Genomic DNA, 25,882 nt, shown 5'->3' with positions numbered 1-25,882 from the left:
GGCCACCGGTCCCCGGGGAGGTTCGACGGGCCGGGCCCGCGCCGTCAGGCCTCCGCCGTGCGTTCCTCCGGATGGCGGACGACGACGACCGGGCAGTGCGCGTGCTGGATCATCGCCTGGCTGGTGGAGCCAAGCAGCAGGCCGGCGAAGCCGCCGCGGCCGCGGGCGCCGACCACCAGCAGCTGCGCCTCCCGGCTCGCCTCGATCAGCGCCGGGCGGGTCTGCGCCTCGAAGACCTCGGAGCGCAGCTCGACGTCCGGATACTTCTCCCGCCAGCCGGCCAGCGCCTCGGCGAGCACCCGCTCCTCCTGGTCGGGCCAGCTGGTGCTCGGGTGGGCGACGTGCAGGGCGGTCAGCGCGGCGCGGCGGGCGGAGGCCTCGGCGAAGGCGAAGCCGAGTGCCTCGGCGCCCACTCCGCTGCCGTCCACCGCCACCAGCACCGGCCCCTCCGGGTCCGGCCGGCCGCGGACGATCAGCACCGGGCAGTCGGCGTGCGCGGCCAGGTGCACCGCCACCGAGCCGATCAGCAGCGCGCCGAACCGGCCGAGCCCCCGGCTGCCGACCACCACCAGCCCGGCCTCCCGCGACCAGCGGGCCAGCACGGTCAGCGGCTCCCCGGTGACCAGCTCGGTGGCGATGTCGAGGCGCGGGTCCAGCGCCTCGGCGCGGGCCCGGGCGTCCGCCAGGATGCCCTCCGCCTGGTGCCGCAGCCCGCCCTCGGGCGGACCGTCATGCGCCGGCCCGAGCGGGACGTGCATCAGCGGCCAGATGAACGCGTGCACGATCCGCAGCCGGGTGCCGCGCAGCCGCGCCTCGCGGACGGCGACGTCGACGGCGGCCAGGCTCTCCTCCGAGCCGTCGACGCCCACCAGCACCTGGTCACGCATCGCCGGCCTCCTGCTCCTGCTGGTCCTGCTGGTCCTGCTTCTCGGGCCGCTCGTAGGGGACGACGGCGACCGGACAGGGCACGTGGTGCAGGACGGCGTGCGCGACGGCGCCGATGTGCGCGCCCAGCGGCGACCGGCGGACCCGCCGTCCGATCACCACCAGCTCCGCGCCCGCCGCACGGTCGGCGAGCACCTTGGCCGGGCGGGCGTTCACGGCCTCCTCGGTCACGGCCACCCCCGGGTGCTTCTCCCGCCAGGGCTGCACCACCCGGGTCAGCTCGCCCTTGGCGTACACCAGCATCTCGCCGGTGACGTCGACGCTGGCCGCGATGCCCGCGTACTGGTAGGTCGCCGGCAGCGTCCAGCAGTACACGGCGCGCAGCGGCAGCCCGCGCCGCTCGGCCACCTCGAAGGCGTGCGCCAGCACCGCATCCGCTCCCTCGAACGGGTCGACGCCGACCACCACCTCGCGCGGCCCGGCGGCTTCCTCCCCGTCCTCCCCGCGTCGGACCAGCACCACCGGGCAGTCCGTCCGGGCCAGCACCCGCTGGCTCACCGAGCCGACCAGGAACCCGGCCACCGCGCCGAACCCGCGCGAGCCCAGCACCAGCAGCTCCGCGGGCGCGCCGTCCGGCTCCTGCGCCCCGCTCACCTCGTCGACCAGCGCCCGCACCGGGTCGGTCGGCACCTGGACGGCCTGCACGGTCAGCTCCGGCCAGCGCTCCCGCACCCGCAGCTCGGCATCACGCAGCGTGACGTCCGCCTGCCGGCGCGCCAGATCCACCGTCCCGAGCACCGCGAGCGGCGTCACCACCGTCGGCCAGGCGAGCACCACCTTCAGCGGCAGCCCCCGCCGCGCGGCCTCCTCCGCCGCCCAGTCCAGCGCGGCAAGGCTCTCGGGCGAACCATCGACACCGACGACGACGGACCTTGTCATGACGACCTCCGGCAGTTCTCGAACAGGATGCGGCCGGACGGGGTGGAAGCCCGGCCGCAACCACCACCCTTCCCGCCCCCTCCCAGTCCACCCAGAGTCCAAGGTCCCCGCCACCCGGCCGACGGTCCCGCGCCGCGCAGGGCAGCCCCCGCACAAGGTGTCAGCCGAGCGGCGAACCTTCGATCGGCGCCCAGGCCGGCTCGAAGACCGGCTATCCCGGGGGAAGCTCCCGCTCCGAGAGCACCCCGGCGATGAACCTGGCGAAGCCACCCTCGTAGAGCCTGATGCAGGCCAGCTGCCGAAACACGACGAGGATGTCTCACTCGCCCCCGTCACGTGGCACCAGGAGGCAGTCATCGCCGTCCCAGTTGGAGTAGCCCCAGGGGACCAGCCCCGCGGGATCGAAGGAGAGCCGCCCGACGTCCTCGACGTAGTCGGGCAGCACCGCCACGAGCTTGCGCCGCCCCCGGCTCATAAAGTCGACCATCGGATCGACGCCCTCCGGGTGTGGGACTGCGAGATGCCCCGCCACGAGGCCGTCGCCATAGAGGCCGACGAACTCCTTGAAATCCTCCGGAAGCCCGATGCCCGCCCACTCCTCGACCGCATCCCATGACCCGGGACCCGGCCCCCGCAGCCTGGGCGCGACCCCGACCAGCTCCCGGAAGCCGCCGTTCGTCATGTCAGTCACATCAACCTCAGTCGGGGGGCGGGAAGGACCGAGCAAAGCACCCACCCAGTCCTTCCGAGCCGTCAGCTCTGCCGCAGGTTCCAGTATTCGTGCGGCGGTAGGTTCCAGGACCCGTCGTTGAACGGATTGGGCAGCGCACCGGCGAGGAACTCGCCGAAGCCCATCCCGTACCGGTGCCAAGGCTTGGTCCCGCACGGCACCTGGCACCTGGCACCTGAAGACCGCGACGTCCCAGCTCTCGGGATCACCGAGTCGCAGACCCAGAACGCCACATCACCGTTCGCGGTCGTCGCGAACGGAAGCAGCCTGCCCGCCTCGGGCAGTTCCTCCACGCCCGCTCCCTCTCCGACGGCGGCGCGTCCCGCGGATCGAGCCCCAATCCCTCCAACAGCAGACCGTCGGGACGGCCCTCCGACGGCGGCACCCGCACCGCGAGGACTCGTCCAGCTCCCCACCCTCGAACACCGCGACGAAGTCCCGGTAGGCGGCAGGCAGGCGCGGACCCGTCTCCCTCTAAAGCTCGGCCCAGTCGACAAGGTTCCCGTGTGCTCCCGAACTCCCGACGACATCAGCCAGCCGCCTGACCGTCGGATTCACGCCACGACCTCCTTCTTGTCGCCGCCGACACCTACCAAAAAGCCGCAGCCAGGCGAAGTAGGAGCGCGGCCACCACCCGTCCCGTTCTCGTCCGCCCAGCCAACGGGTTTCGCCCCGGTGCCATAGCGAAGCTAACGCACCCAGTTCCAATCGCCCTGATGCACCCAGAGCGGTTCCTCCGGATTCCTCGGCGCAACCTCATCCGCATAAGGGTAAGACCCGTCGAGGACGCCGATAATGAAATCAGAGAAACCACCGTCGAAGCGGTCCCATTCCCCCCGGCTTCGATACCAGGCAACAATCACCCAAGAGTCCGGATCATCACCTTCGGTCAGCCAGAAGAACTGATCCGCATTGAGATTGGAACCCCATCCGAGGATCCCGCCGGGCTCCGGGTAGACCGGATAGGGACAATCCTCGTCGGCCGCCAGCTCGGCAGCAATTCCATGCGTTGTCATGCGCACGAATCCCGAGAAGCCGACACCAGGTCCACCGTCATAGGATCGGAGCGTCGGCACCAAGACCGACATCTCGCCGTTGATCCGAACGGACCCATACCGATCGACAAATTCCCGATAGTCCGCAGGAAATTCGAAGCCGACCTCACTGGGCGAGCCTTCCCACGGAGTCCTCCCCAGCCCTCCCATGGCCTCACCCATCAGATCCCACAGCCGGTCACTCACCGCAAGAATCCCTTACCTAGAGTCAGTTGCCGAGATGAACAGTCGCGCCATTGTACAGCCTAGAGTTGTCCACATAAGAATACTCCATCATGTCCGGAATCCCGTTCCGGAACTGGCTATAGGCCGTCAGCGAGAATCCATACGGAATGGTGCTTGCAGGAGTGTAGTAAAGCGGTATGACCGTGTAGTCAACAATCTGCTTTTCGCGCAAGACATCCTCGACATGCTTCTCGAACTCTCGGAAGCTGTTCATTTCTCCCACATTCGCACCCTGCTGGAAGCACGGAGCGAGGTTCTTTCCCTCGGTGCCGCTCCCGCCGAATGTCCGAGCAATCAAATGGCAGCGCGCCAGAGGGTTCGACGCCGAGGGGATTCCGGCCGCGCTCGCGATAGCCTGCGCCTCGCTCCAGCCGGTGATGTTGCCGTCGGCACGGGTTCCGCGTCGGCCGCTGGGAGCGCCCACCAGACACGCGTTTACTCCCGTCGGACGCATGACGCTGGGAGCGCCTGCAGGCGCGCTCGGGTCGATCACGGGCTCCAGGTTCCAGTAGTCGATCCACCCTCCCTGTCCGCCATTGTCACTCACCGCACCCGCAGGCCGACGACCAAGACAGCTGGGGGCGCCGTTCTGCGATTGCCCGGAATCCGGATTCGCGGCAGCGTCGAGGGCGGCATCGGGAGTGGGGGTGACGTTGGCGGCCAGAACGAGCATCGCGAGGACGTCGGCGCTGCTATAGGAAGCGGCGAGGAAGTTGAGGGCGTCGCGGGTGTCCGGAGCGACCCAGTCGGCTTGAGGGGTGGGTCGCTGGGGGGCCGGCGCGTTCTTGTCGAAGATGGGCTTGGGGGGCTCGGCCTTGGGGGCGGCCGGGCGCGGGGGTGCCTTGACGGGGCTGCAGGTCTTGCAGGGCTGCTGCTTCTGGGGGCCGCGGGCTCCGGTCGGGTTCTTGACGGGCGAGCCGGTCGGGTTCTTCGGTGCGGCCGGGCCCTTCGGCGGCGCGTACGGCGACCCCTGGGCGACCGGCGAGGGCGGGGAGCCCTGGCCACGCGGGGTGCTGCTGGACAGGCGTCCGGGGTTGCTCCGGCGCCAGTCCCGGGCCTCCTGCTTCTCCTGATCGATCTCATTGCGCCAGGAGCTGCTCGACGAGCTGCTCGCGGAACCGTAGCCGCCCATTCCGAGGCCTGCCACACCCGCGCCGGGGAAGGCCAGGCCCGGCGCGGGTGCCGGGTTCGGAGCCTGCGCCCGGGCGCCCGAGGTGTTCGGGACGTACGGCGCGGCCGGCTGGGCCGCCTGCGCGGGGGCCTGGTTGCTCCCCGGGTTGATGGTGATGGAGCCGCTGAACTTACCGCCGTCGCCGGACTTGATCTCGCTGCCGTAGCCCTTGACGACCACCACCCTCGGAGCGGGCAGAGGGACGTTGGGACCTACCCCGCTATCGTTCCCGATGAACGCCATGTGCCCCGTCGGGTCGGTGGCGTTGAGCGGGCCGGCGTTGCCGTAGGTGTAGCGGTTGGCCTGGACGGACGGGAACGGGTTCAGCTGCCAGGAATCCCGGGAGGTGAAGCCGCCGGTGCCGGGGCGGTACCAGCGGGCGTGCATGTTGACGTCGCCGGTGGTGGGGTCGGTCCAGCCTGACTGGTAGCCGAGGCTGGAGCGGGTGCCGCTGGTGGTGACGGGCTTGCCGAAGGGGTCGTAGGTGGTGGCTCCGATGACGGCGGTGCCATCGGTGTTGAGAGTGGCGGTGGCGTCGGTGTGCTGGTCGGTGCGGATACGGACGTTGGTGGTGCCGTCGGTGGCGCCGAGGAGAGTGCCGGCGCTGTCACGCGCATAGCTCCAGGTGCCGTCGCTGACCAGGTTGTTGGTACCGCCGTCGTAGGTGAACTTGGCGGCGTTGCGGGTGCTGACGCGGTCCAGGCCGTCGTACGTGTAGGTGGTGGAGCCGTCGCTGACCAGGCGGTTGAAGGCGTCGTAGCCGAGGGTCTCCTGCTGCACTCCGGTGGTCACGGCGGCGAGGGTGCCGCGGGCGGTGTAGCGGTAGGTGCTGGTGCCGTCGCCGACGAGGCGGTTGCGCTCGTCGTAGGAGGCGGTGGCGGTGCCGTTGCCAGTGCGGTTGCCGGCGGCGTCCCATGTGTAGGGCGTGGTGGTGCCGTCGGCGGTCCAGGAGGTGAGGCGGCCGGCGAAGTCGTAGCCGTAGGTATTGTCCTTGGCCGGCTCGGCGAGGGTGCCGCTGACGATCTTGCGGGTGAGGCGGTTGTCGAGGTCGTACGCGTAGGCGGTGGCGGTGAGCTGGGTGCCGGTGCCGACGGTGGGGTTCACCATCAGCTGGTCGGTGGTGAGGCGGCCCAACGCGTCGTAGCTGAGACGGCGCTCGGACATGGCCTTGAGCTTGGTGGTGTCGGCCGGGTCCGGGGCGACGTAGAAGTGCTTGCTGAGGCGGCCGTCGCCGTCGTAGCCGTACCAGTTCTGAGTCCCGGTCTGCGGGTTGTGCGCCCAGTCCAGCTGGCCGTCGGCCTTGTAGCCGAAGAAGGTGGTGCCGGTGGACTTGTCCCAGCGCTTGGTCTGCCGGCCCTCGGCGTCGTACTCCCAGGTCTGGGCCTGGGCGTTCAGGTCGGTGCCGGCCTTGAGCAGCAGGCCCCGGTCGTTGTAGGCGTACGCCTGGCTCGCGAGGGCGGTCGCGTTGTGCTGGACCAGGTAACCGGCCTTGTCGTAGACGAACTCGCGGTCGATGGTGGCCGCCTCCGCCCCGATTCCGCTCTCGCGGACCACGCGCCCGGCCGGGTCGAAGGTGCGAGTACGCACCACACCGCCCGGTTCAGTGAGCTTCACTGCCTGACCGGCCACGTCGTACGCGGTGGTCCAGGTGCGGTCGGCTGCAGCGGGGTGGGCGGTTGTGGACGGTTCGACGGTGCTCTCGGGCAGGCCCCAGGTGTTGAAGGTGTAGACGGTGGTGTTGCCGCGTCCGTCGGTGAGACGGGTGCGGTTGCCCGCGGCGTCGTAGCCGAAGGTCGTGGTGATCGACTGGCCTGCCGAGACAGGCTCGGTGAGCGCGACCGGGCGGCCGAGCACGTCGTAGCGGGTGGTGGTGACGGCGCCGGTCGTCGGACTGGTCGCGCTCACCGCCCGGCCTTCGAGGTCGAACGCCGTGGTGACCGTGCGCAGGACCGTGCCGGCGGAGTCGAGGTCCTCGGCGACGATCGGATTACCGAGGCCGTCGAAGCGGGTGCGCACGGCCTCACCCATCGGGGAGGTGCTCTTGGTGAGGCGGCCGGCGCCGTCGTACTCGCGGCGGCTGGTGCGGCCGAGCGGGTCGGTCGCGGTGAGGATCTGGCCGGCCGCGTTGTAACTGGCCTTCCCGACGCTGCCGGTGGGGCTGGTGGTGGCGGTCTGGTTCCCGGCGTCGTCCCAGGTGAACCTTCTGGTGAGGTTCTGCAGGGTGGGCTTGCGTTCAACGACGGTGGCGGTGAGGACGCGACCGAGCTGGTCGTAGGTCGCCTCAGTGCGGGCCCCCACCGGATCCGTGGCGGAGAGCTGTAGGCCCGTGGGGGTCCAAGTGGAGCTCCAGGTGGGCGGGTTGTCGTCGACGGGAGGCTGCAGACCGCCGAGCGAGTTGGGCTCCACGCGCTTGGTCTCGTGACCCAGGCGGTCGTACGCGAACGTGGTCCGTCGCCCGGCTGCGTCATTGGCAGCCACGACACGCGACAGCTTGTCGTACTCGACCGTGCTGGTGGCGGTGAGCGGGGTGCCGGCTCCGGGTGGCGTGTAGGTGGGCAGGGTGGCCGAGGTGGCACGGCCGAGCCGGTCGACGGCGGTGCGGGCGACCCGGCCGAGCGGGTCCTTGGCGGAGACCGCCTCGCCGAACGCGTTGTAGCCGGTGGTGGAGGTCGGCCGGACGTTCGCCGCGGCGCCGCCGCCGCTCTCCGCCGACACCGGCGCCGAGGCGACGGTCACGGCGCGGGCGAGGGCGTCGTAGCCGTACGTGGTGGTGTAGGCGGCCGGGTCCGCGCCCGCCACGTTGCCGAGCGGCGAGGTGCTGCTGACGACCAGGCCGCGCTGGTCATAGGCGTAGGTGGCGACGGCGCTCGGTCCCCCGAGCGAGGAGGACAGCTCGCTGCGGGTCAGGCGGCCGGCGGTGTCGTAGGTGCTGCTCTGGACACTGTTCTCGGTGTCACTGACCTTCAGCGTGGTGGACGTGACACGGTCGTCGGCGTCGTAGCTGGCGGAGATGGTGCGCTTGAGGCCTGCCGGGTCGAGCACGCTCTGGGTCACGTGGCCCACCGAGTCGTAGCTGTTCACCGTGGTGGTGCGGCCTCCGCCGGTGGTGCGCTTGACGAGCTGTCCGGCACCGTCATACTCGTTCGCCTCCAGCACGATGGAGCGGCTGGTGCCGTCCGACTGGGTCACGCCCTCGGCCGTGGCCGTCGCGGGCAGCCCGTCGTCGAAGTAGGTGAAGGAGGTGACGGCGCCCATGGCGTCGGTGACGGACGCCAGGCGCCCGGCCGGGTCGTAGGCCCGACTCTCGACGGTCAGGTCGCGGGCGGCGCCGCCGTCGCCGTTCCAGCCCTCGACGACGGTGGTCGCGCGCTGGCTGCGGGGGGTGTAGGTGAACCGCGTGACCTGGCCCAGCGGGTCGGTCAAGCGCGTCGTGCGGCCGAGTGCGTCGTAGCCGTAGCGGGTGATGCCGCCCTCGGCGTCGGTATCGGTCTCGGCCCGGCCGGCCGTGTCGTAGACGGTCGTGGCGGTCCGCGAGCCGTCGGTGCCGACGATGTCGGCGACCGTCGTGCCGGTCACCCGGCCGTCCCCGTCGTAGGTCGTCGTGGACCGGGTCTGGTGCTCGGCGCCGGTCACAGCGTCGGAGACCTTCGGCCCGGTCTGGACGGTGAGGCGGTTGAGCGCGTCGTAGGCGTAGGTGGTGGTGACACCGGCCGGCTGCGCGTCCGAGGTCTCGGTCGTCCAGGTCTTGCGGCCGGCCGCGTCATATCCGTAGGTGAAGACGAGCCCGCTGGGCAGCACGGACCGCACCACGTCACCCGCGGCGTTGTAGGCGTAGCTCGTCACCGCGCCGCCGGCCGTGGTCTCGGTGGCGAGCAGGCCCGGCGGGGTGGTGCCGCCGCCGGCGGCCGGCTCGGTGCCGACGGTGTAGGTGGCGCGGGTGGCGCGGCCGTCGGGGCGGGTGGTGGTGTCAGGAAGGCCGAGGGCGGTGTAGCTGACGGTGGTGCGATAGGTGTTGTCGGCGGGCCCTGCGGAGCGGCCGTCGCGGGTCTCGGTGGGCTTGTCGTTGCGCGGGTCGCGCGGGTTGTCGGGGTTGTAGTAGTAGCTGGTGTACGAGGTCCAGCAGGAGTTGACGTCGCGGCAGGTGGTGAGCGAGACGGTGTTGCCGCGGGCGTCGTGGCCGCTGACGCTGGAGTGGCCGTTCGGGTCGGTGACGGTGTGGAGGAATCCGCCGGTGTCGTAGGTGTAGCTGGTGGTGGCTCCCGACTCGTCGGTGCGGGCGACCAGGCGGTTGCCGCGGGTGGCGTCGTGGACGTCAGTGGAGACGTTGCCGGACGGGTCGGTCAGGGTGACGCGGGAGGCCAGCTCGGTGGCGGCCGACAGGGAGCGTGCCTGGTAGTGGGCCGCGACGCGCTCCGCGGTCAGCGGGTGCTGGTAGAGGGCGACCTCGTCGAGCTGGCCGTTCAGCCAGGACCAGCCGCCGTTGCCGCCGGGCGCGTTCCCGACGTAGCCGCCGCCCAGGTAGGTGCGATTCATGTTGAGGTGGTTGACCGTGCCGGCGAGGGTTCCGACCAGGGCGCCGTCCAGGTAGAGGGACTGGGTGCCCTGCCCGGCGCTGAGCACCGCGTGGTGCCACGAGCCGTCGGTCACGGCGGCGCTCGAGGTGATCGGACCATCCGAGATGCCGTAGTACCACCCTCGGAGCCTGCCGTCGGAGCCGACGTAGAGGGCCGGCACCGTGTTGTACGGTGCCGCGTTCATCGGTTCGCTCTGCACGGACAGCAGCACGCCCGGGCCCGTGGTACGGAACCAGAGTTCGGCGGCGATGTCGGTCTTGGCCTGGAGGATGGGTGTGGGCAGGTCGACGTAGGACGTGCTGGTGCCGTTGAACTCGACCGCCTTGCCGTCACCGGGCCCGAACACGCCGGTGGTGGCGGGCTTGGCGGCGGGCGCGTAGCTGCCGTTGCCCTTGATCGCGGCGACCTCGCTGGCCGCCGTGGTGCCGCCGGTCTCGTCCAGGCGCCAGTAGCCGCCCGGGGAATCGGCGACCACCGAAGCGCGGTAGCCGACGCCCTGCCCCGCGACCTGGGAGCTGCGGGCCCGGTAGTGGGCCACCACGTCCGCCTCGCTGAGCGGGTGCTGGTAGATCGCGGCCTCGTCGATCAGGCCGTTGAAGTGGCTGATGTCGCCGGGCGAGGCGGGCCACATCCGGGCGAAGCCGGCACCCAGGTACGTGTGGCTGTTGGCCTGATGGTCGACGGCGCCCTGCTGGGTGCCGAGGAGCCTGCCGTCGAGGTAGAGGCTCTGCGCGGTGCCCTGCACGGACAGGACCGCGTGGTGCCAGGCGCCGTCGGTGACGGCGTTCGGGGAGATGGTGCCCTCGATCGCCTGGCAGCAGAAGCGCCCGTAGAGCCGACCGTCGGACCCGACGTACATCACGGGAGTCCAGTTGCCGCCCACGCCGGCCGGGTCGTCGAGAGCGCGGCTCTGGTCTCCGAGCAGCACGCCCGGCTTGGTGGTGTTGAACCACAGCTCGACGGCGAGGTCGGTGCCGGCGTGCAGGACGTCCTGGGGGATCTCGATCTGTGCGGCGGACCCGCCGTCGAAGCGTGCGGCGGTGTCGTCGGTGGGGGCGAAGACACCCGGCTCCCGCTTGGTGACACCATCACCATAGGTGCCGGCGAGGCCGCTGCCGGCCTCGCTGGCCGCGAGCGCACCGTCACGCTCTCCCAGCCGCCAGAAGGCGGCGGGGTCGGAGGCCTTGACCGCGTTGCTGTAGAGGAAGGAACCACCGGTGAAAGCCGGTTCGGAGATCTTCCAGTCGCCGCCCGCCGAATCGGTGACGGTGGTGAGCCGTTCGGAGACCCCGTCGTAGCGGGCGCGGGCGCCGGTGCGGCCGGTGGGCAGGACGGTACCGGTCAGCTGGGCGCTGCCGGTGCGCAGGGCGTAGTGCTCGGCCACCGTGCGGTCGGTGAGCGGCTGGTCGTAGACGGCGACCTCGTCGACCTGGCCGCTGAACCAGGACCAGCCGCCGTTGCCACCGGGCATGCTGCCGGTCCAGCCGCCGCCGAGGTAGGCGCGGTCCATATTGAGGTGGTCGATCTCCCCTGCGGCCGTTCCGACGAGCGCACCGTCGAGGAACAGCGCGGTGGTGTTCCGGGCGCCGGCGAGCACGACGTGGTGCCAGGCATTGTCCGTCACCGGGCCCGGACTCGTGATCGGGCCCCCGGTGACGCCGTAGTACATGCCGCGCAGGCGGCCGTCGGAACCGACGTAGAGCGCAGGTATGACGTTCCACGGATCCTCGGACATCGCCCTGTTCTGCTGGGAGAGGATCACGCCGGCGGAGGTGGTGCGGAACCACAGTTCGACGGTGCGGTTGGTGGAGGAGCTGATGGCCCGGTTGGGCAGCTCGACCCACGAGGTTGGCCGTCCGTTGAGGGTCACCGCCGTGTCGGTGCTTCCGGTCAGCGGACCGGGTGCGCCCCAGACCACGTCCTTTGCGTCGGCCGGTGCCCGGTCGCTGACCTGCGCGTCGTTGGCTGCAGCGGCACCTGTGTTCTCACCGAGCCGCCAGTACCCGCTCGCTCCGGCATCCCGCACCGAGGATCGGTAGCGTGAACCGGTGGCGTACTCGTAGACGGTGCAGCCCTTGTCGGCCGTGAGGGAGACGCCCGGCGGGCAGACCTTGGTGAGCCGGTCACCGTCGTACTGGTAGGTCCAGCCGCCGGTGGAGCCGGTGGGGGTGACAGCGGTCACGTGGTTGCCGGACCAGCTGAAGTCCAGGTAGCGGCCGGAGGTCGTGTCCTTGACCTTGACGAGCTTGTCGCCGGAGTAGAAGAGCTCCTGGATGTGCCCGGCCATGTCCCTGGCCTGCCCGAGCCTGCCGCTCGGGTCGAAGTAGTGCGTCTTCCCACCGCGATCGGTCAGCAGCCAGTTCCCGTCCGGCAGCTTGCGCAGGTCGGCCGCCATCCCGGAGCCGCCGACATAGGCGTCCTTGCCCGGGTCCCAGCCGAAGCGGGCCCGCGAGCCGTTGGCGGCGGTGAGCAGGACGTTCCCGGGCAGCGAGAGCCAACTGGAGGTCTCGACGTCGATGCGCATGTCCCAAGGAGTGCTCCAGCCTGCGCCGAAGGCACCCGTGGTGCGCGGGTCCAGGGAGTTGTAGCTGCGGGTGACGGAGAGTTCGGGACCGACAGTGGGCAGGGAGGCGTCGGTGGCGGCGGTGGTGTAGTTGCCGGCGGCGGTGTTGAAGCTGCGACCCGCGTCGGCACCGTTGACGTACTGGTTGGGCTGGGGCAGGACGGTGCGGATGTAGGACGGCTGGGACCAGTCGCTCTCGGCTGCTCCGTCACCAGTCTTGGCATACCAGGCGTACTGCTCGTTCCAGCCGAGCCATCCAGCGGGCACGACGAAGCGGGACTGCCGGACCAGCCAACTGCTCTCCTTACAGTCCACCCGGGGGTTGTTGCCGACCACCCGGCACACCGAGAACTTGAAGTCGAGCTCGGGCCTCGGTGCGCGGTCGGGGTCCTGGCCCTCCGCGGCGAGGGTGGGCTGGGTCTGGTAGACCACCGCGCCCGATGGCGGAGCGAGTCGGGTGAGGTGCGGAGGCACGTTGATGGAGGAGATGCGAATGGAGATGGGCTGCACGCCCGCGTCGGCCCAGAAGTTGCTGGTCTGGTACTCGTCCATGGTGAATGCGACGGTGTAGGTGCCCTGCGGCAGGGAGCGGATGTGCGCGTCGATGACCACGCCACCGCCCGGGGGGACGTCGTGGGGCATGGACGTCCAGGCGACGTTGCTGCCGTAGTTGGTGATGTTGTTGCCCCACTGGTCGAACAGCAGGTACGACATCTTGTACTTGTTACCCGGAGTCCAGGTCTCCATCCCGCGGTTCCAGGCCCGCAGTCGGACGATGCCCTCCTGCGTGGCGGTGACCGGCTGCTGCAGGCCCCACAACTCGTAGTCCGCACCGTACTTTGACCACGTCACGTCCAGCACCGGCTGGCCACCGTTGTGGTTGTCGCTGCCGAACTGCTTCCAGCCGTACGAGTCCCACATGTCGGCCTTGATCGCCAGGCCGTAGTTGGGCGTCCAGTGGTGCGTCCACTCGTTGACGAGGTTGCGGCCCCCTGCGCCGAGGTCGATGGACTCCCATGCCTGGCCGCAGACCCAGTCACTGTTCGCACTGGGCCGCCAGCCGTGGGCGAACGCAGGGGCCGCGAGGGCCGGCCCGGTCGAGGGGCCGGGGAAGGAGCGCGGCGTTCCCTCCCACCAGTTGGAGGTGATCTGGTGGATGCTCACGGTACGTGAGCGGCAACTGCTGGACCAGCCGTTGAACAGCGACAGTCGTACACCCAACACGTTGGCGTTACTGAGAGCGTTCTCGATGCCGTTGAACTTGATGTACGCCTCGGCCTGGTGCCCTCCGTTGTCGTATGTGCCGACCTTCAGCACGGTGTCGCCGGAGAAGTCCAGGTTGTAGGGCGACTCGATGTAGGTGCCTTCGACAGCCTTGATCGAGGACAGCGACGGGTCGACCTTGATCGGGTAGACGCGCTCGGGCGCGTGCAGCCAGGCCTCATCGAGCTTGACCTTGAGGGCCTGCCCCCCGGCCACTGATACGAGTTCGTAGCCGACGCCACCGGAAATGACACCCTCTTCGGTGTTCGGGGCGAAGGCGGAATCCTGCATCCAGCCGGCCGGCATCCGGCCGCGGGCCGCCCCTGAGGCATCGGTGAACACGACGGCCCCGTTCGCGTCCAGCGCCGCGGTCACGCCCTGCAGGCGCAGCGGGAAGACCCACTCGGTGGGTGCTGTGGCGTCCTTGAGGACCAGAGTCTCTTTGAAGGAGGTGCTGCCGGCCTGGAAGGTGACATCGGCGTGCGGGCGAGCGTCGGGATAGGTGATGGTGCCGCCCTGGGTGGTGCCCGGAGCGGTCGCGGCGCCTTCGAGGGCATAGCCGACGAACAGGCCGTCACCGAGTGCGAGGCGGACCAACGGATCGGCATCGGCGGTGAGGCCGAACGTCAGCTTGCTCTCGCCCGCCACCGGGGTCCAGCCCGACTGGACGGGTGCCGTGCGACCGGCGGTGGCCGTGCCGTCGGGAATCAGGGTGGTGTCGATCGCGGCCCAGGAACCGTCCCCCCGGCGGAAGTTCACCGGGGTGGGGTAACTGCGGGTGGTGAAGGTGCCGTCGGTGTTCTGATAGGTGCGCTGATGGGCGGTGCGCTTGTCCACCAGTTCCGTGCTCTTGGCCGGATCGAAGCCCTTGGCCGCGGTGGCGTCGGGGCCGGGCTTTCCGGCCTGCTCGGCCTTGCCTTGCGGCTTGGCCGGGTTGTCGACGGTCTTGGCGTCGGTGGCGGGCAGGTCGGCCGGCGGAGGGATGACCGGGGCCGCCGGGTCAACGGCGGCCGGCTGCTCCTCGGGCAGCTCGCCCGGCGCGGGCGCCGCGCCGTCGCGGCCGCCCTCGGCAGCCGCACTTGTCGCCGCCGTGCTCGCGTCGTGGTCCAGGCCATCGGCACTGCCCGCCCCCTGCCTGGGCAAGGGGCCCGGGTCCGGGGCCGCAGCGGCGGTCTGACGGGCAATCTCCTCCGCAGCCGCCGTCCCCTCCGCCGTCCCGAGGACGACCATGGTCAACGACAGCAGGAAAGCGACGGATCGGTGCAGCACGCGGAACCCACCTGGCAGTCAAGGGGATGCAAAAAGAGCGTGTGCAGATATATCTGACTGTCAGTAGGTCGACAAAGATCCATCTTCCAAAAGTGATGCAACTCACTCTATGAATGGCATCAAATATGAATAATCGTGCGCACGGCCGGCGGCTCAGGGGAGGGTGAGGATGCGGGGGCCGGCCTCGGTGATGGCGACGGTGTGTTCGATGTGGGCGGCTCGGGTGCCGTCGGTGGTGCGGAGGGTCCAGCCGTCGGGGTCGGTGGTGTAGGTGTCGGTGCCGCCGCCGATGAGCATGGGTTCGATGGCCAGGACCAGGCCGGGCTTCAGGGGGAAGCCGCGGCCGGGGCGGCCCTCGTTGGGGAGGTGCGGGTCCTCGTGCATGCGGCGGCCGATGCCGTGGCCGCCGTAGCCCTCCAGGAGGCCGTAGCGGGCGGTGCGGGCGACGGTGCCGACGGCGTGGGCGATGTCGCCGGTGCGGTGGCCGACCACGGCGGCGGCGATGCCGGCCTCCAGGGCGCGGCGGGTGGTGTCGATCAGGCGGACATCCTCGGGGCGGGGCGTGCCGACGGTGAAGCTGACGGCGGCGTCGCCGGCCCAGCCGTCCAGGACGGCGCCGCAGTCGATGCTCACCAGGTCGCCGTCGCGCAGCCGGTAGCCGTCGGGGATGCCGTGCACCACGGCGTCGTTGACGGAGGCGCAGATGACGGCCGGGAACGGCACCGGGGCGAAGGACGGCCGGTACCCGAGGAACGGCGAGGTCGCACCGGCCTTCCGCAGCACGTCGTGGGCCACCTGGTCCAGCTCCAGCAGGCTCACCCCGACGCCCGACGCCCGCTCGACCTCGGCCAGCACGGTGGCGACCACCCGCCCGGCCTCCCGCATCGCGGCCAGCGCCACCTCCGACTTGAACTCCACCACGAGGTCCTCCGACCAGCTTGCTCCAATTCTTATACCGGTATTTGTATCACGGTCGAGGCGGTGCCGACGGCTTGCCCCGTGGCCTACCATCGGGGGCATGGTGAGGACTCCGCTGACCCCCGGGGAACGCGAGCGCGGCGAGCGCTTCGGTGTGCTGCTGCGCGAGGCGCGGGGCGGGCGCAGCATGGTCGAGGTGGCGGCGGCGGCCGGCGTCTCGGCCGAGACGCTGCGCAAGATCGAGACCGGGCGGGCGCCGACACCCTCGTTCTTCACCGTCGCGGCGCTGGCGTACGCGCTGGGGCTCTCGCTGGACGAGCTGGCCACCGCCTGCGCGGATCCGGCCGAGGAGGAGGGCGCGGCGCTGTCGGCCTGAGCCGGCACGGGGACCGGTGGCACCCCGGTCGGGGGGCCACCGGCCGGCGGCGGTCAGGCGGTGACGCCGCCGTCGAGGACGAGGTCCGCGCCGACGGTGTAGGCCGACTCCTCCGAGGCCAGGTGGAGGACGGCCGCGGCGACCTCCTCGACGGCACCGGCGCGGCCGACCGGGATGCTGTCCTTCATCCGGTCCGCCTTGTCGGAGTCGCTCTCGCCGGGCTGGGAGGACATCGTGGTGTTGATCGGGCCGGGGCTGACCAGGTTGATCCGCACACCCTCGGCGATGTGGTCGCGGGCGGCGGCCCGGGTCAGGGTGGCGACGGCGGCCTTGGAGACGGCGTAGGCGCCGACGTTCTCGAGCCGCCGGTGGGTGCCGAGGTTCGAGGAGATGTTGACGATCGCCCCGCCGCCGTTGGCGCGCAGGTGGGCGATCTGGTGCTTCATCGCGTACCAGGTACCGGTGAGGTTGATGTCGATCAGCCGCTGCCACTCCTCCTCCGCGACGTCGGCGATCCGGCCGACGCCGCCGAAGACGCCGGCGTTGTTGACCGCGACGTCCAGGGCGCCGAGCCGCTCGACGGTCTCGCGGACCAGACGGGCGGCGTCGGCGGCGTCGGACACCGAGCCGGTCAGAGCGACGGCGGTGCCGCCCTCGCGCTCGATCAGGGCGACCGTCTCGGCGAGGGCACTCGCGGTGCGGCCGGCGACGGCGACGCGGGCGCCCTCCCGGGCGAAGGCGAGCGCCACGGCTCGGCCGATGCCGCTGCCGCCACCGGTGACCAGGACGGACTTGCCGGTGAAGCGGGTGGTGCTGCGGGTCATGCGAGTGCTCCTCGATCGGGGGTCTATATTGACCGTTCGGTTCAGAATGGAGACAGCAAGAAACACACGAAACACATCGAGCGGGAACCGGTCAGTCCAGCAGCGCGAGAGCCTGACCGGCGGCGTCGCGCAGCCGGGCCGAGCCGTCACCGGCCTTGCCGACCACCCGCATGCCCTGGAACAGCACCAGCAGCATCCGGGCGATCCCGTGCGGGTCGCGGTCCCCGGACAGTTCGCCCTGGGCCTGCGCCCGGACCAGTGCCGTGGTGAGGACCGTCTCCAGGTGGGCCAGATTGGCCTCCACCCGGCGGGCGGCGTCCGGGTCGTGCGGGGCCAGCTCCACCGCCGTGTTGGTGACGAAGCAGCCGCGCCGCCGGCCGGCCTCGCCGTCCGCGGCGGACTCGCCGGCGAGGCGGAGGACCAGGGCGCGGACGGCCGGCAGCACCGGGCCGGGCTGCGACAGCTCGGCCAGCAGCACGGGCTGCTGCTGCCGGCCGTAGCGCTCCAGCGCGCGCAGGTAGAGCTCCCGCTTGCTGCCGAAGGTGGCGTAGACACTGGCACGGGCGATCCCGAGGTGTTCGACCAGGTCGGCCATCGAGGTGGCCTCGTAGCCACGCTCCCAGAACAGCTCCAGGGCCGACTGCAGCGCCGCGTCCGGGTCGAATTCCTTGGTCCGTGCCATGCCTGAAAGGTAGTCGTTTCCAGATCGATCGGTCAAGAAAGAAAATCGGCGGTGCGGCCCGCCCCGGCAGCGGGGCGGGCCGGCCGGGCGGCTCAGCCCCCGGCGAGGTGGCGTTCCACCGAGGCGACCTTGCGGGTCAGGCCATCGGTGACCCCGGCCCGGTCGTCGATCTTGATGACGGTGCTGACCCGGTTGCTGTAGGCCTTGACCGCCTCGATCGCCTCCCGGACGACCGGCATCACCTCGTCCCACTCCCCCTCGATGCTGGTGAACATCGCGTCCGTGCGGTTGGGCAGCCCGCTCGCGCGGACCACCCTGACGGCCGCGGCGACCGCCTCCCCCACGTCCTCGCCGACCCCGAGCGGGGTGACCGAAAAGGCAACGATCACGGCTGCGTCTCCTCCCAGTGCGGCTCCCCGGGCGGCCCGGTCGGCCGACGGGCCACCAGGCTAGCGAGTCGGTCAGACCACGGTCGGCAACGGCGGGTCGACCGCCAGCGGGGCGGAGCTGCGGGCCCGGTGCTGCGCCGCCCAGGCGGCCAGGGCCACGGTGCAGGCGTGGTCCAGGTGGCGAAGGCCGGACCAGTCGAGTTCGACCGGGCGGTCGGCCGGGAGGCGTTCGAGGGTGTCCAGCAGCCGGGGCAGCCGCAGGAAGGTGGCGTTGCCGCTCAGCCGCACCCGCAGGGGCGCCTCGGCGGCGCCGGGGGCGGTGGGCGGCTCCTCCACGGCGATCTGCAGGTGGGAGGTCTGCCAGGCGGACTTGACCACGGCGAGGCCGATGCCGATCAGCACCCCCTCGAACAGGTCGGTGGTGACGACCGAGACGGTGGTGACGGCGAGCACCGCCGCCTCGCCCCGGTGGTCGCGGCAGAGCGCGACGATCCGCCGCACCGGGATGAGCTTGGCGCCCGCGTGGACCAGGACGGCGGCCAGCGCGGTCAGCGGGACCAGACCGAGCACGCCCGGCAGCAGGGCGGTGAACAGCAGCAGCCAGCCGCCGTGCAGCACCCGTGAGGCCTTGGTGCGGGCGCCGGCCTGGACGTTGGTCGCGCTGCGCACGATCACGGCGGTCATTGGGAGCGCGCCGAGCAGGCCGCAGAGGGCGTTGCCGACACCCTGGGCGGTGAGTTCGCGGTCGTAGTGGGTGCGCGGGCCGTGGTGCATCCGGTCGACGGCGGCGGCGCTGAACAGGGTCTCGGCGGAGGCGATCAGGGTGAAGGCGAGGACGGTGCCGACGCCGGCCGTGGTGGCCAGCGCGCCGAGCGCGGCGTGGTCGGGCAACCGGATCACGTCGAGCAGTCCGGCCACCTCGACCCGGGCCACCGGCAGGTCGGCGACGGCGGTGACGGCGGCGGCCAGGCCGACGGCGCCGAGCGGGCCGGGCAGCGCGCGGGCCAGGCGGGGCGGCAGGTACTTCCAGGCGATCAGCACCAGCAGGGTGGCGATGCCCAGCGCCACCGCGCTCGGGCGGGCGGCTCCGGTGGCGGCGTCGCGCAGCAGCGCGGGCAGGCCGGCGATCTTCTCCGGCCCGGTGCCGGGGGCGCGGCGGTCGGCGAGCGCGTACAGCTGGCCGAGCAGCAGGGTCAGGCCGATGCCGGCCAGCATGCCGTGCACCACGGAGGCCGACATGGCACGGAACCAGCGGCCCAACCGGAGTGCGCCCATCGCGAGTTGGAGCAGTCCGGTGAGCAGCACCAGGACGCCGAGGGCGCCCGCGCCGTACTGCTGGACGGCTTCGTGGACGAGGACGGTCAGGCCGGCGGCCGGGCCGCTGACCTGGAGGCTGCTGCCGGGCAGCGCGCCGACCACCAGGCCGCCGACGATGCCGGTGACCAGGCCGAGTTCGGCGGGCACCCCGGAGGCCACGGCCACGCCGACACAGAGCGGGAGGGCGACCAGGAAGACCACCAGGGAGGCGGGCAGGTCGTAGCGCCAGGGGACGGCACGCAGGACGGCGACCGGGCCGCGGTGGCGCGGCGTCCGACGGGGCCGGTCGCGGCCGGGCGGGGCACTGCGGCGCGGGGCGGCGGGCGGGCGCTTGCGCCCGCGGGGCAGGCGGTTCACCGAAGCACCCCCGGCGGCGCGATCCGGGCGGCGGGCGTGGCGGCGGGCGCAACGGCAGGCAGGGCGGCGGGCGTGGCGGTGGGCACGATGGCGGGTGCGGCGGGGCAGGCGAGGCAGACGGGGCAGGCGGGGCAGGCGGGCAGGGCACGGCGTCGAGGCATCGGGAGATTCCTTCCGCGCACCCGGCACGGCGGTGCGCCGCGGGCGCGGCGCACCGCTGCGGGTGCGTTGCTGCGGGTGCGTTGCTGCTGAAGGCTGCGGTGCTGCGGTGGCGGCTGGGACGCGCGGGACGGGCCGGCCGGCGCGGCGTGCGTGCTGCACGGGACCCGACGGCCGGAGCTCCCCCGATCCCCGGAATGTCCCGAACCCCCTTGCCGTGACCCCCTGTTGAACATGGCAACCATGACGGGTCCGGCGTGCCACCGACGGTACCCAGCGGCCCGGAGCACGCCAACCTCGCACACCGAACCTTCACTCCGGCAGCACACCGGACGCGCCTCCGGGCCGAAATCCCGGCCTCGGACGGGTACGCACGTTCGCCCGTCGAGCATGCGGCCGATCCATCGGTGGTCCCGCACCGCCCACCGTCGCCCCGACCCCCCGGAAGGCGTTCCACCCTGGGGCAGTGCGGGTACGTACCAAGGAACCGCCCGCGCGCGACGTGCGCGCGCGGGCCTTCCTGCCCGGGAGGCCCCACCGTGTCCTTCGCGATGACCCGCGCCGAGTGCGAGCGCTTCCTGGCCGGCGTGCACGTCGGCGTCCTGTCCGTCGCCGAGGCGGAGCCCGGCGCGGCCCCGCTCACCGTGCCGATCTGGTACTCCTACCGGCCCGGCGGGCTGATCACCGTGCTGACCGGACGGAACTCCGCCAAGGCGCGCCGGATCCGGGCAGCCGGCCGGTTCACGCTCTGCGCCCAGCAGGAGGAGACACCCTGCCGCTACGTGAGCGCGGCCGGGCCGGTGGTGGCGATCGAGGACCGGGTCGACCCGGACGAGCGCGCCGCGCTGGCCCACCGCTACCTGCCGCCGGCCACCGCCGCCGCCTACCTGCTGGCCACCGCCGACCAGCTGACGGCGGACGTCACCGTCCGGATGCGGCCCGAGCGGTGGCTCAGCGCCGACTTCGCCGCCGTCACCGACCAGATAGCCCTGCTGGAGCGGTCGGCCGCCGAGGACTCCCGCTCCCGTCGGCGCGCGCCGGAACACCCGCCGTCCGGGCGCGGTTGAGCAGGTGGGCGGCAGCGGGCGGGGTACCGTACCCGCGCGGGCCCGCCCGCCACGGCACCACCGCCGACCAGCCACGACCCACGACCGACGACCTCCTCCGAAGGGGACCCCACCGTGAGCCTGTACGACATCCCGCTGCGCACGCTGTCCGGCGAGGCCGCCTCGCTCGCCGACTACAAGGGCAAGGCGCTGCTGATCGTCAACGTCGCCTCCAAGTGCGGCCTGACCCCGCAGTACGCCGGCCTGGAGCGGCTCCAGGAGCGGTACGCCGAGCGCGGCTTCACCGTGCTGGGCTTCCCGTCGAACCAGTTCGCCGGGCAGGAGCCGGGCAGCGCCGAGGAGATCCGGACCTTCTGCTCCACCACCTACGGCGTGACCTTCCCGCTGTTCGAGAAGACCGACGTGAACGGCGAGGACCGGCACCCGCTGTACGCGCGGCTGACCGAGACGGCCGACGCCGAGGGCCAGGCCGGGGACATCTCCTGGAACTTCGAGAAGTTCGTCCTCGGACCGGACGGCACCGTGGCCGCCCGGATCCGCCCGCGCACCGAGCCGGAGTCCGACGAGGTGATCGCCGCGATCGAGGCCGTGCTGCCCAACTGAGCAGCCGCGCGCCGGAGCCCGGGGCCGCAGGACGCGCCCCGGGCTCCGGGCTCCGCGCCCCGGGCTCCCCGGCCTCCGCCGGCAACGCACTCGCTAGAGCAACAACCGCGTCCCCGGCGGGAGTTCGCCGTCCCTCGCGGCGTCGTGCAGATGCGCCAGCAGGGTCGCCCGCAGGGCCTCGGCCGCGCGGGTCGGCGGCACCTCGTGGCCGTGCGCGACGGCGATGGTGCGCCCCAGGCCCGGGCCGGCGAACGGGGTCACCGCGAGCCCCGAACGGTGGGCGACCATGCCCGGCAGCACGGCCGGCCCGAGCCCGGCCCGCACGAAGCCGAGCACCGCGTCCATCTCCCCGCCCTCGACGGCGAACTCCGGCTCGAAGCCGGCCTCCCGGCAGGCCGCCAGGGTGGCCTCCCGCACGTCGTAGCCCTCCCGGAACATCACCAGCGGCCGCCCGCGCAGCTCCGCCACCCGCACCGTTCGCCGGGCCCGCCGCTCCGCCGAGACCAGCACCAGGTCCTCGTGCAGCAGCTCGGTGACGGCCAGCGCCGGCGCGGCCTCCCCGCGCGGCGGGGTGATGATCAGCGCGAGGTCCAGCTCCCCCGCCGCCAGCGAGCGGACGAGGTCCCGCGAGCCGCCCTCGCGCACCACCAGCGCCACGCCCGGATAGCGGTCCCGGAACACCCGCAGGACGTCCGGCACCAGGCTGGTGCACAGGCTCGGGGGCGCTCCCAGCCGCACCCGGCCCCGGCGCAGCTGCACCGTCTCCTGGACGGCGAGGCGGGCGCTCTCGGTGTCCGCGAGGATGCGCCGGGCGAGCGGCAGCAGGGCGTCGCCGGCGTCGGTGAGCGCGATGTTGCCACGGGTGCGGTGGAACAGCTCGGCGCCCAACTCCCGCTCCAGCGAACGGATCTGCTGCGAGAGTGACGGCTGGGCGACATGCGCCGCCTCGGCCGCGCGGGTGAAGTGGCGGGTCTCGGCGACGGCCACGAAGTAGCGGAGTTGCTGGAGCTGCACGCGTCCAGGATAGGCCGCATCGATAGGTGGTGCCTATGGTGGCCAGCCGCATCATGTCTTGGACGCACCGTCGTCGCCCTCCCTACCGTTGTCGCCATGACAACCGCGACTCGGACGGCCCGGCACCCGTCCACCCTGGCGACCCTGTGGCGGTCGACCGTCGGCAAGAAGGCGGTCATGGCCGTCAGCGGGCTCGCCATGCTGCTGTACCTGGTCGCCCACATGCTCGGGAACCTCAAGGTCTTCTTCGGGCCGGACGACATCAACGGCTACGCGGCGTGGCTGCGCACCATCGGACAGCCGTTCCTCGGCCACGAGTGGTTCCTGTGGATCGCCCGGGTGGGTCTGCTGGCCGCCGTCCTGCTGCACGGCGTCGCCGCGTACCAGCTCAGCCGGCGCGACCTCGCCGCCCGGCCGAGCAAGTACGCCCACCAGCGGCGGCGGGCGAGCTACGCGACCCGGACGATGCGCTGGGGCGGGGTGATCCTGGCGCTGTTCATCGTCTGGCACGTCCTGGACCTCACCACGCTGACCGTGAACCCCAACGCCGAGCACGGCAAGGTGTACCAGAACATCGTGGCCTCCTTCGGGACCTGGTACTCCTGCGTGATCTACATCGTCGCGATGCTCGCCGTCGGCCTGCACGTCCGGCACGGCTTCTGGAGCGCGGCGCAGACCCTCGGCGCCAACAACGCCCGCCGCGACCGCGCCCTGAAGCTCACCGCCAACGGCCTGGCGCTGCTGCTGACCGTGGGCTTCCTGTCCGTCCCCGTGGCCGTGATGACCGGAGTGGTGAGTTGAGCGAGTACCCGAACTACACCGTCGGCGAGCCGATCACCGACTCCCGGGCCCCCGAGGGGCCGATCGAGCAGCGCTGGGACCAGCGGCGGTTCGAGGCCAAGCTGGTCAACCCGGCGAACCGGCGCAAGCACACGGTGATCGTGGTCGGCACCGGCCTGGCCGGCGGCGCCGCCGGCGCCACCCTCGCCGAACAGGGCTACCACGTCGTCCAGTTCTGCTTCCAGGACTCCCCCCGGCGGGCCCACTCGATCGCCGCCCAGGGCGGCATCAACGCCGCCAAGAACTACCGCAACGACGGCGACTCGATCCGCCGGCTGTTCTACGACACCGTCAAGGGCGGCGACTTCCGCGCCCGCGAGTCCAACGTCCACCGGCTGGCCCAGGTGTCGGTGGAGATCATCGACCAGTGCGTGGCCCAGGGCGTGCCGTTCGCCCGCGAGTACGGCGGCCTGCTGGACACCCGCTCGTTCGGCGGCGTCCAGGTCTCCCGGACGTTCTACGCCCGCGGCCAGACCGGCCAGCAGCTGTTGCTCGGCGCCTACCAGGCGCTGTCGCGGCAGATCGCCGCCGGGAACGTGGAGATGCACGCCCGCACCGAGATGCTGGACCTGCTGGTGATCGACGGCCGGGCGCGCGGCATCGTCGCCCGCGACCTGGTCACCGGCGAGATCACCAGCCACACCGCCGACGCCGTGGTGCTCGCCTCCGGCGGCTACGGCAACGTCTTCTACCTCTCCACCAACGCCAAGAACTCCAACGCCACCGCGATCTGGCGGGCGCACCGGCGCGGGGCCTACTTCGCCAACCCCTGCTTCACCCAGATCCACCCGACCTGCATCCCGCGCTCCGGCGAGCACCAGTCCAAGCTCACCCTGATGAGCGAGTCGCTGCGCAACGACGGCCGGATCTGGGTGCCCAAGGCCAAGGGCGACGCCCGCCCGCCGGCCGAGATCCCCGAGCAGGAGCGGGACTACTACCTGGAGCGGATCTACCCGGCCTTCGGCAACCTGGTGCCGCGCGACATCGCCTCCCGGGCCGCCAAGAACGTCTGCGACGAGGGCCGCGGGGTCGGCCCCGGCGGGCAGGGGGTCTACCTGGACTTCGCCGACGCCATCCGCCGGCTGGGGCGGGACGAGGTGGAAGCCAAGTACGGCAACCTGTTCGAGATGTACGAGCGGATCACCGCCGAGGACCCGTACCGGGTGCCGATGCGGATCTACCCGGCGATCCACTACACGATGGGCGGCCTCTGGGTCGACTACGACCTGCAGACCACCGTGCCCGGCCTGTTCGCGATCGGCGAGGCCAACTTCTCCGACCACGGCGCCAACCGGCTGGGCGCCAGCGCCCTGATGCAGGGTCTGGCCGACGGCTACTTCGTGCTGCCGCCGGTGCTCAACGACTACCTGGCCCGCGAGAAGCTCCCCGCCGTCCCCGCCGACCACGAGGAGCTCGCCTCGGTGGAGGCCGAGGTCACCGACCGCCTCAACCTCATCCTCGCGGTGGACGGCGACCGCACCCCCGACTCCTTCCACCGCGAGCTCGGCGAACTGCTCTGGGACGAGTGCGGGATGGCCCGCGACGAGGCCGGGCTTCGCCGCGCGCTGGAGCGGATTCCGGTCCTGCGGGAGGAGTTCTGGCGCCGGATCAAGGTGCCCGGCACCGGCCAGGAGCTCAACCAGTCGCTGGAGAAGGCCAACCGGCTGGTGGACTACTTCGAGCTGGCCGAGCTGATGTGCCTGGACGCGCTGCACCGCGCCGAGTCCTGCGGCGGCCACTTCCGCACCGAGAGCCAGACGGCCGACGGCGAGGCGGCCCGGCGCGACGAGGAGTTCTCCTACGCCGCCGCCTGGGAGTTCACCGCCACCGGGCAGGCCCCCGTCCTGCACCGCGAGCACCTCGACTTCGAGTACGTCCACCCCACCCAGCGGAGCTACGCGTGAACCTCACCCTTCGGATCTGGCGCCAGGCGGGCCCCGACACGCCCGGCTCGATGACCACCTACCAGGTCAGCGGGATCAGCCCGGACATGTCCTTCCTGGAGATGCTGGACACCCTCAACGAGGAGCTGATCACCCGCGGCGACACGCCCGTCGCCTTCGACCACGACTGCCGCGAGGGCATCTGCGGCGCCTGCGGCATGGTCATCAACGGCCAGGCGCACGGCCCCGAGCGGACCACCACCTGCCAGCTGCACATGCGGCACTTCCAGGACGGCGACACCATCGACGTCGAGCCGTGGCGGGCGGCGGCCTTCCCGGTGGTCAAGGACCTGGTGGTGGACCGCTCCGCCTTCGACCGGATCATCGGCTCCGGCGGCTACATCACCGCCCCGACCGGCAGCGCGCCCGACGCGCACGCCACGCCCGTCCCCAAGGAGGCCGCCGACACCGCGTTCGAGCACGCCGAGTGCATCGGCTGCGGGGCCTGCGTCGCGGCCTGCCCGAACGGGTCGGCGATGCTCTTCACCTCCGCCAAGGTGGTGCACCTCAACGTGCTGCCGCAGGGCGCGCCGGAGCGGAAGTCCCGGGTGCGCGACATGGTGGCCGCGATGGACGCCGAGGGCTTCGGCGGCTGCACCAACACCGGCGAGTGCGCGACGGCCTGCCCCAAGGGCATCCCGCTGCCCAGCATCGCCGCGATGAACCGGGAGTTCCTGCGCAGCTCGCTGGGCTGACGCCGGACCGGCACCACGGCGGAG

At 71.8% G+C, this 25,882-nt stretch carries 19 protein-coding genes; 6 read left to right on the top strand and 13 right to left on the bottom strand.

Features of this window, described 5'->3' with window-relative positions:
• Positions 1–44: 44 nt before the first annotated feature.
• The 7 genes from ACFU9E_RS28875 to map all read right to left on the bottom strand — a co-directional run bounded on the left by ACFU9E_RS28875 (position 45) and on the right by map (position 15,595).
• Positions 45–887, bottom strand: a complete 843-nt coding sequence (locus ACFU9E_RS28875) for a universal stress protein (protein WP_380683374.1) — start codon at positions 885–887, stop codon at positions 45–47.
• The gene (locus ACFU9E_RS28870) at positions 880–1,824 is read right to left on the bottom strand and encodes a universal stress protein (RefSeq protein WP_380683373.1); all 945 of its coding nucleotides are present in this window, start codon (positions 1,822–1,824) and stop codon (positions 880–882) included. The genes ACFU9E_RS28875 and ACFU9E_RS28870 overlap by 8 nt, the downstream gene beginning before the upstream one ends.
• A 319-nt stretch (positions 1,825–2,143) precedes the next feature.
• Positions 2,144–2,515 (bottom strand): hypothetical protein, encoded by a 372-nt coding sequence (locus ACFU9E_RS28865; RefSeq protein WP_380683372.1) that lies wholly within the window; start codon positions 2,513–2,515, stop codon positions 2,144–2,146.
• 62 nt (positions 2,516–2,577) lie between these two features.
• Positions 2,578–2,847, bottom strand: coding sequence for a hypothetical protein (locus ACFU9E_RS28860; protein ID WP_380683371.1), 270 nt, complete (start codon positions 2,845–2,847; stop codon positions 2,578–2,580).
• Positions 2,848–3,243: 396 nt separating this feature from the next.
• Positions 3,244–3,795, bottom strand: coding sequence for a hypothetical protein (locus ACFU9E_RS28855; protein ID WP_380683370.1), 552 nt, complete (start codon positions 3,793–3,795; stop codon positions 3,244–3,246).
• Between the two features lie 22 nt (positions 3,796–3,817).
• On the bottom strand, positions 3,818–14,674 hold the full coding sequence (locus tag ACFU9E_RS28850; protein ID WP_380715464.1) for a LamG-like jellyroll fold domain-containing protein: 10,857 nt from the start codon (positions 14,672–14,674) through the stop codon (positions 3,818–3,820).
• Between the two features lie 153 nt (positions 14,675–14,827).
• Entirely contained in the window at positions 14,828–15,595 is a 768-nt protein-coding gene (map, locus tag ACFU9E_RS28845; protein ID WP_380684915.1) for a type I methionyl aminopeptidase, read from the bottom strand.
• A gap of 97 nt (positions 15,596–15,692) precedes the next feature.
• Between map and ACFU9E_RS28840 the strand changes: the two genes are divergently transcribed.
• On the top strand, positions 15,693–15,968 hold the full coding sequence (locus ACFU9E_RS28840) for a helix-turn-helix domain-containing protein (RefSeq protein WP_380684916.1): 276 nt from the start codon (positions 15,693–15,695) through the stop codon (positions 15,966–15,968).
• Positions 15,969–16,021: 53 nt separating this feature from the next.
• Here ACFU9E_RS28840 and ACFU9E_RS28835 read toward each other — a convergent pair whose 3' ends face one another.
• The 5 genes from ACFU9E_RS28835 to ACFU9E_RS28815 form a co-directional block, all read right to left on the bottom strand.
• On the bottom strand, positions 16,022–16,792 hold the full coding sequence (locus ACFU9E_RS28835) for an SDR family NAD(P)-dependent oxidoreductase (protein WP_380684917.1): 771 nt from the start codon (positions 16,790–16,792) through the stop codon (positions 16,022–16,024).
• 91 nt (positions 16,793–16,883) lie between these two features.
• Positions 16,884–17,474 (bottom strand): TetR/AcrR family transcriptional regulator, encoded by a 591-nt coding sequence (locus ACFU9E_RS28830; protein ID WP_380684918.1) that lies wholly within the window; start codon positions 17,472–17,474, stop codon positions 16,884–16,886.
• A 92-nt stretch (positions 17,475–17,566) separates the two neighbouring features.
• Positions 17,567–17,863, bottom strand: a complete 297-nt coding sequence (locus ACFU9E_RS28825) for an MTH1187 family thiamine-binding protein (protein ID WP_380684919.1) — start codon at positions 17,861–17,863, stop codon at positions 17,567–17,569.
• Positions 17,864–17,935: 72 nt separating this feature from the next.
• Positions 17,936–19,423, bottom strand: a complete 1,488-nt coding sequence (locus ACFU9E_RS28820; protein ID WP_380684923.1) for a SulP family inorganic anion transporter — start codon at positions 19,421–19,423, stop codon at positions 17,936–17,938.
• Positions 19,424–19,533: 110 nt separating this feature from the next.
• Entirely contained in the window at positions 19,534–19,698 is a 165-nt protein-coding gene (locus ACFU9E_RS28815) for a hypothetical protein (RefSeq protein ID WP_380684920.1), read from the bottom strand.
• Positions 19,699–20,235: 537 nt separating this feature from the next.
• Between ACFU9E_RS28815 and ACFU9E_RS28810 the strand changes: the two genes are divergently transcribed.
• Both ACFU9E_RS28810 and ACFU9E_RS28805 read left to right on the top strand, forming a co-directional pair.
• On the top strand, positions 20,236–20,763 hold the full coding sequence (locus ACFU9E_RS28810; protein ID WP_380684921.1) for a pyridoxamine 5'-phosphate oxidase family protein: 528 nt from the start codon (positions 20,236–20,238) through the stop codon (positions 20,761–20,763).
• 114 nt (positions 20,764–20,877) lie between these two features.
• Complete coding sequence (locus ACFU9E_RS28805; RefSeq protein ID WP_380684922.1) at positions 20,878–21,366, top strand: glutathione peroxidase; 489 nt, start codon at positions 20,878–20,880, stop codon at positions 21,364–21,366.
• Between the two features lie 93 nt (positions 21,367–21,459).
• On the opposite strand, the gene ACFU9E_RS28800 is transcribed toward ACFU9E_RS28805, so the two are convergent.
• Positions 21,460–22,380 (bottom strand): LysR substrate-binding domain-containing protein, encoded by a 921-nt coding sequence (locus tag ACFU9E_RS28800; RefSeq protein WP_355361491.1) that lies wholly within the window; start codon positions 22,378–22,380, stop codon positions 21,460–21,462.
• Between the two features lie 96 nt (positions 22,381–22,476).
• Here ACFU9E_RS28800 and ACFU9E_RS28795 point away from each other — a divergent pair, with 96 nt between their 5' ends.
• From ACFU9E_RS28795 to ACFU9E_RS28785, 3 genes are read left to right on the top strand one after another with little or no spacing between them, the layout of a single operon-like run.
• Positions 22,477–23,181 (top strand): succinate dehydrogenase cytochrome b subunit, encoded by a 705-nt coding sequence (locus tag ACFU9E_RS28795; RefSeq protein WP_380688891.1) that lies wholly within the window; start codon positions 22,477–22,479, stop codon positions 23,179–23,181.
• Positions 23,178–25,124 (top strand): fumarate reductase/succinate dehydrogenase flavoprotein subunit, encoded by a 1,947-nt coding sequence (locus ACFU9E_RS28790; protein WP_380688889.1) that lies wholly within the window; start codon positions 23,178–23,180, stop codon positions 25,122–25,124. Before ACFU9E_RS28795 ends, ACFU9E_RS28790 begins: the two co-directional genes overlap by 4 nt.
• Complete coding sequence (locus ACFU9E_RS28785; RefSeq protein WP_380688887.1) at positions 25,121–25,858, top strand: succinate dehydrogenase/fumarate reductase iron-sulfur subunit; 738 nt, start codon at positions 25,121–25,123, stop codon at positions 25,856–25,858. Before ACFU9E_RS28790 ends, ACFU9E_RS28785 begins: the two co-directional genes overlap by 4 nt.
• The last annotated feature ends 24 nt before the right edge of the window (positions 25,859–25,882 follow it).

It is taken from the genome of Kitasatospora sp. NPDC057595, from assembly GCF_042800875.1.
GTDB lineage: Bacteria > Actinomycetota > Actinomycetes > Streptomycetales > Streptomycetaceae > Kitasatospora.
Note: the sequence above shows the minus strand (reverse complement) of the source record. Positions and strands in the feature narration are given on the sequence as shown.

What these genes read in the sequence shown, in the direction of transcription:
- ACFU9E_RS28870 (WP_380683373.1), bottom strand. Translation starts at nt 1,824, where the DNA reads ATGACAAGGTCCGTCGTCGTCGGTGTCGATGGTTCGCCCGAGAGCCTT.
- ACFU9E_RS28835 (WP_380684917.1), bottom strand. Translation starts at nt 16,792, where the DNA reads ATGACCCGCAGCACCACCCGCTTCACCGGCAAGTCCGTCCTGGTCACC.
- ACFU9E_RS28830 (WP_380684918.1), bottom strand. Translation starts at nt 17,474, where the DNA reads ATGGCACGGACCAAGGAATTCGACCCGGACGCGGCGCTGCAGTCGGCC.
- ACFU9E_RS28840 (WP_380684916.1), top strand. Translation starts at nt 15,693, where the DNA reads ATGGTGAGGACTCCGCTGACCCCCGGGGAACGCGAGCGCGGCGAGCGC.
- ACFU9E_RS28875 (WP_380683374.1), bottom strand. Translation starts at nt 887, where the DNA reads ATGCGTGACCAGGTGCTGGTGGGCGTCGACGGCTCGGAGGAGAGCCTG.
- ACFU9E_RS28795 (WP_380688891.1), top strand. Translation starts at nt 22,477, where the DNA reads ATGACAACCGCGACTCGGACGGCCCGGCACCCGTCCACCCTGGCGACC.
- ACFU9E_RS28815 (WP_380684920.1), bottom strand. Translation starts at nt 19,698, where the DNA reads ATGCCTCGACGCCGTGCCCTGCCCGCCTGCCCCGCCTGCCCCGTCTGC.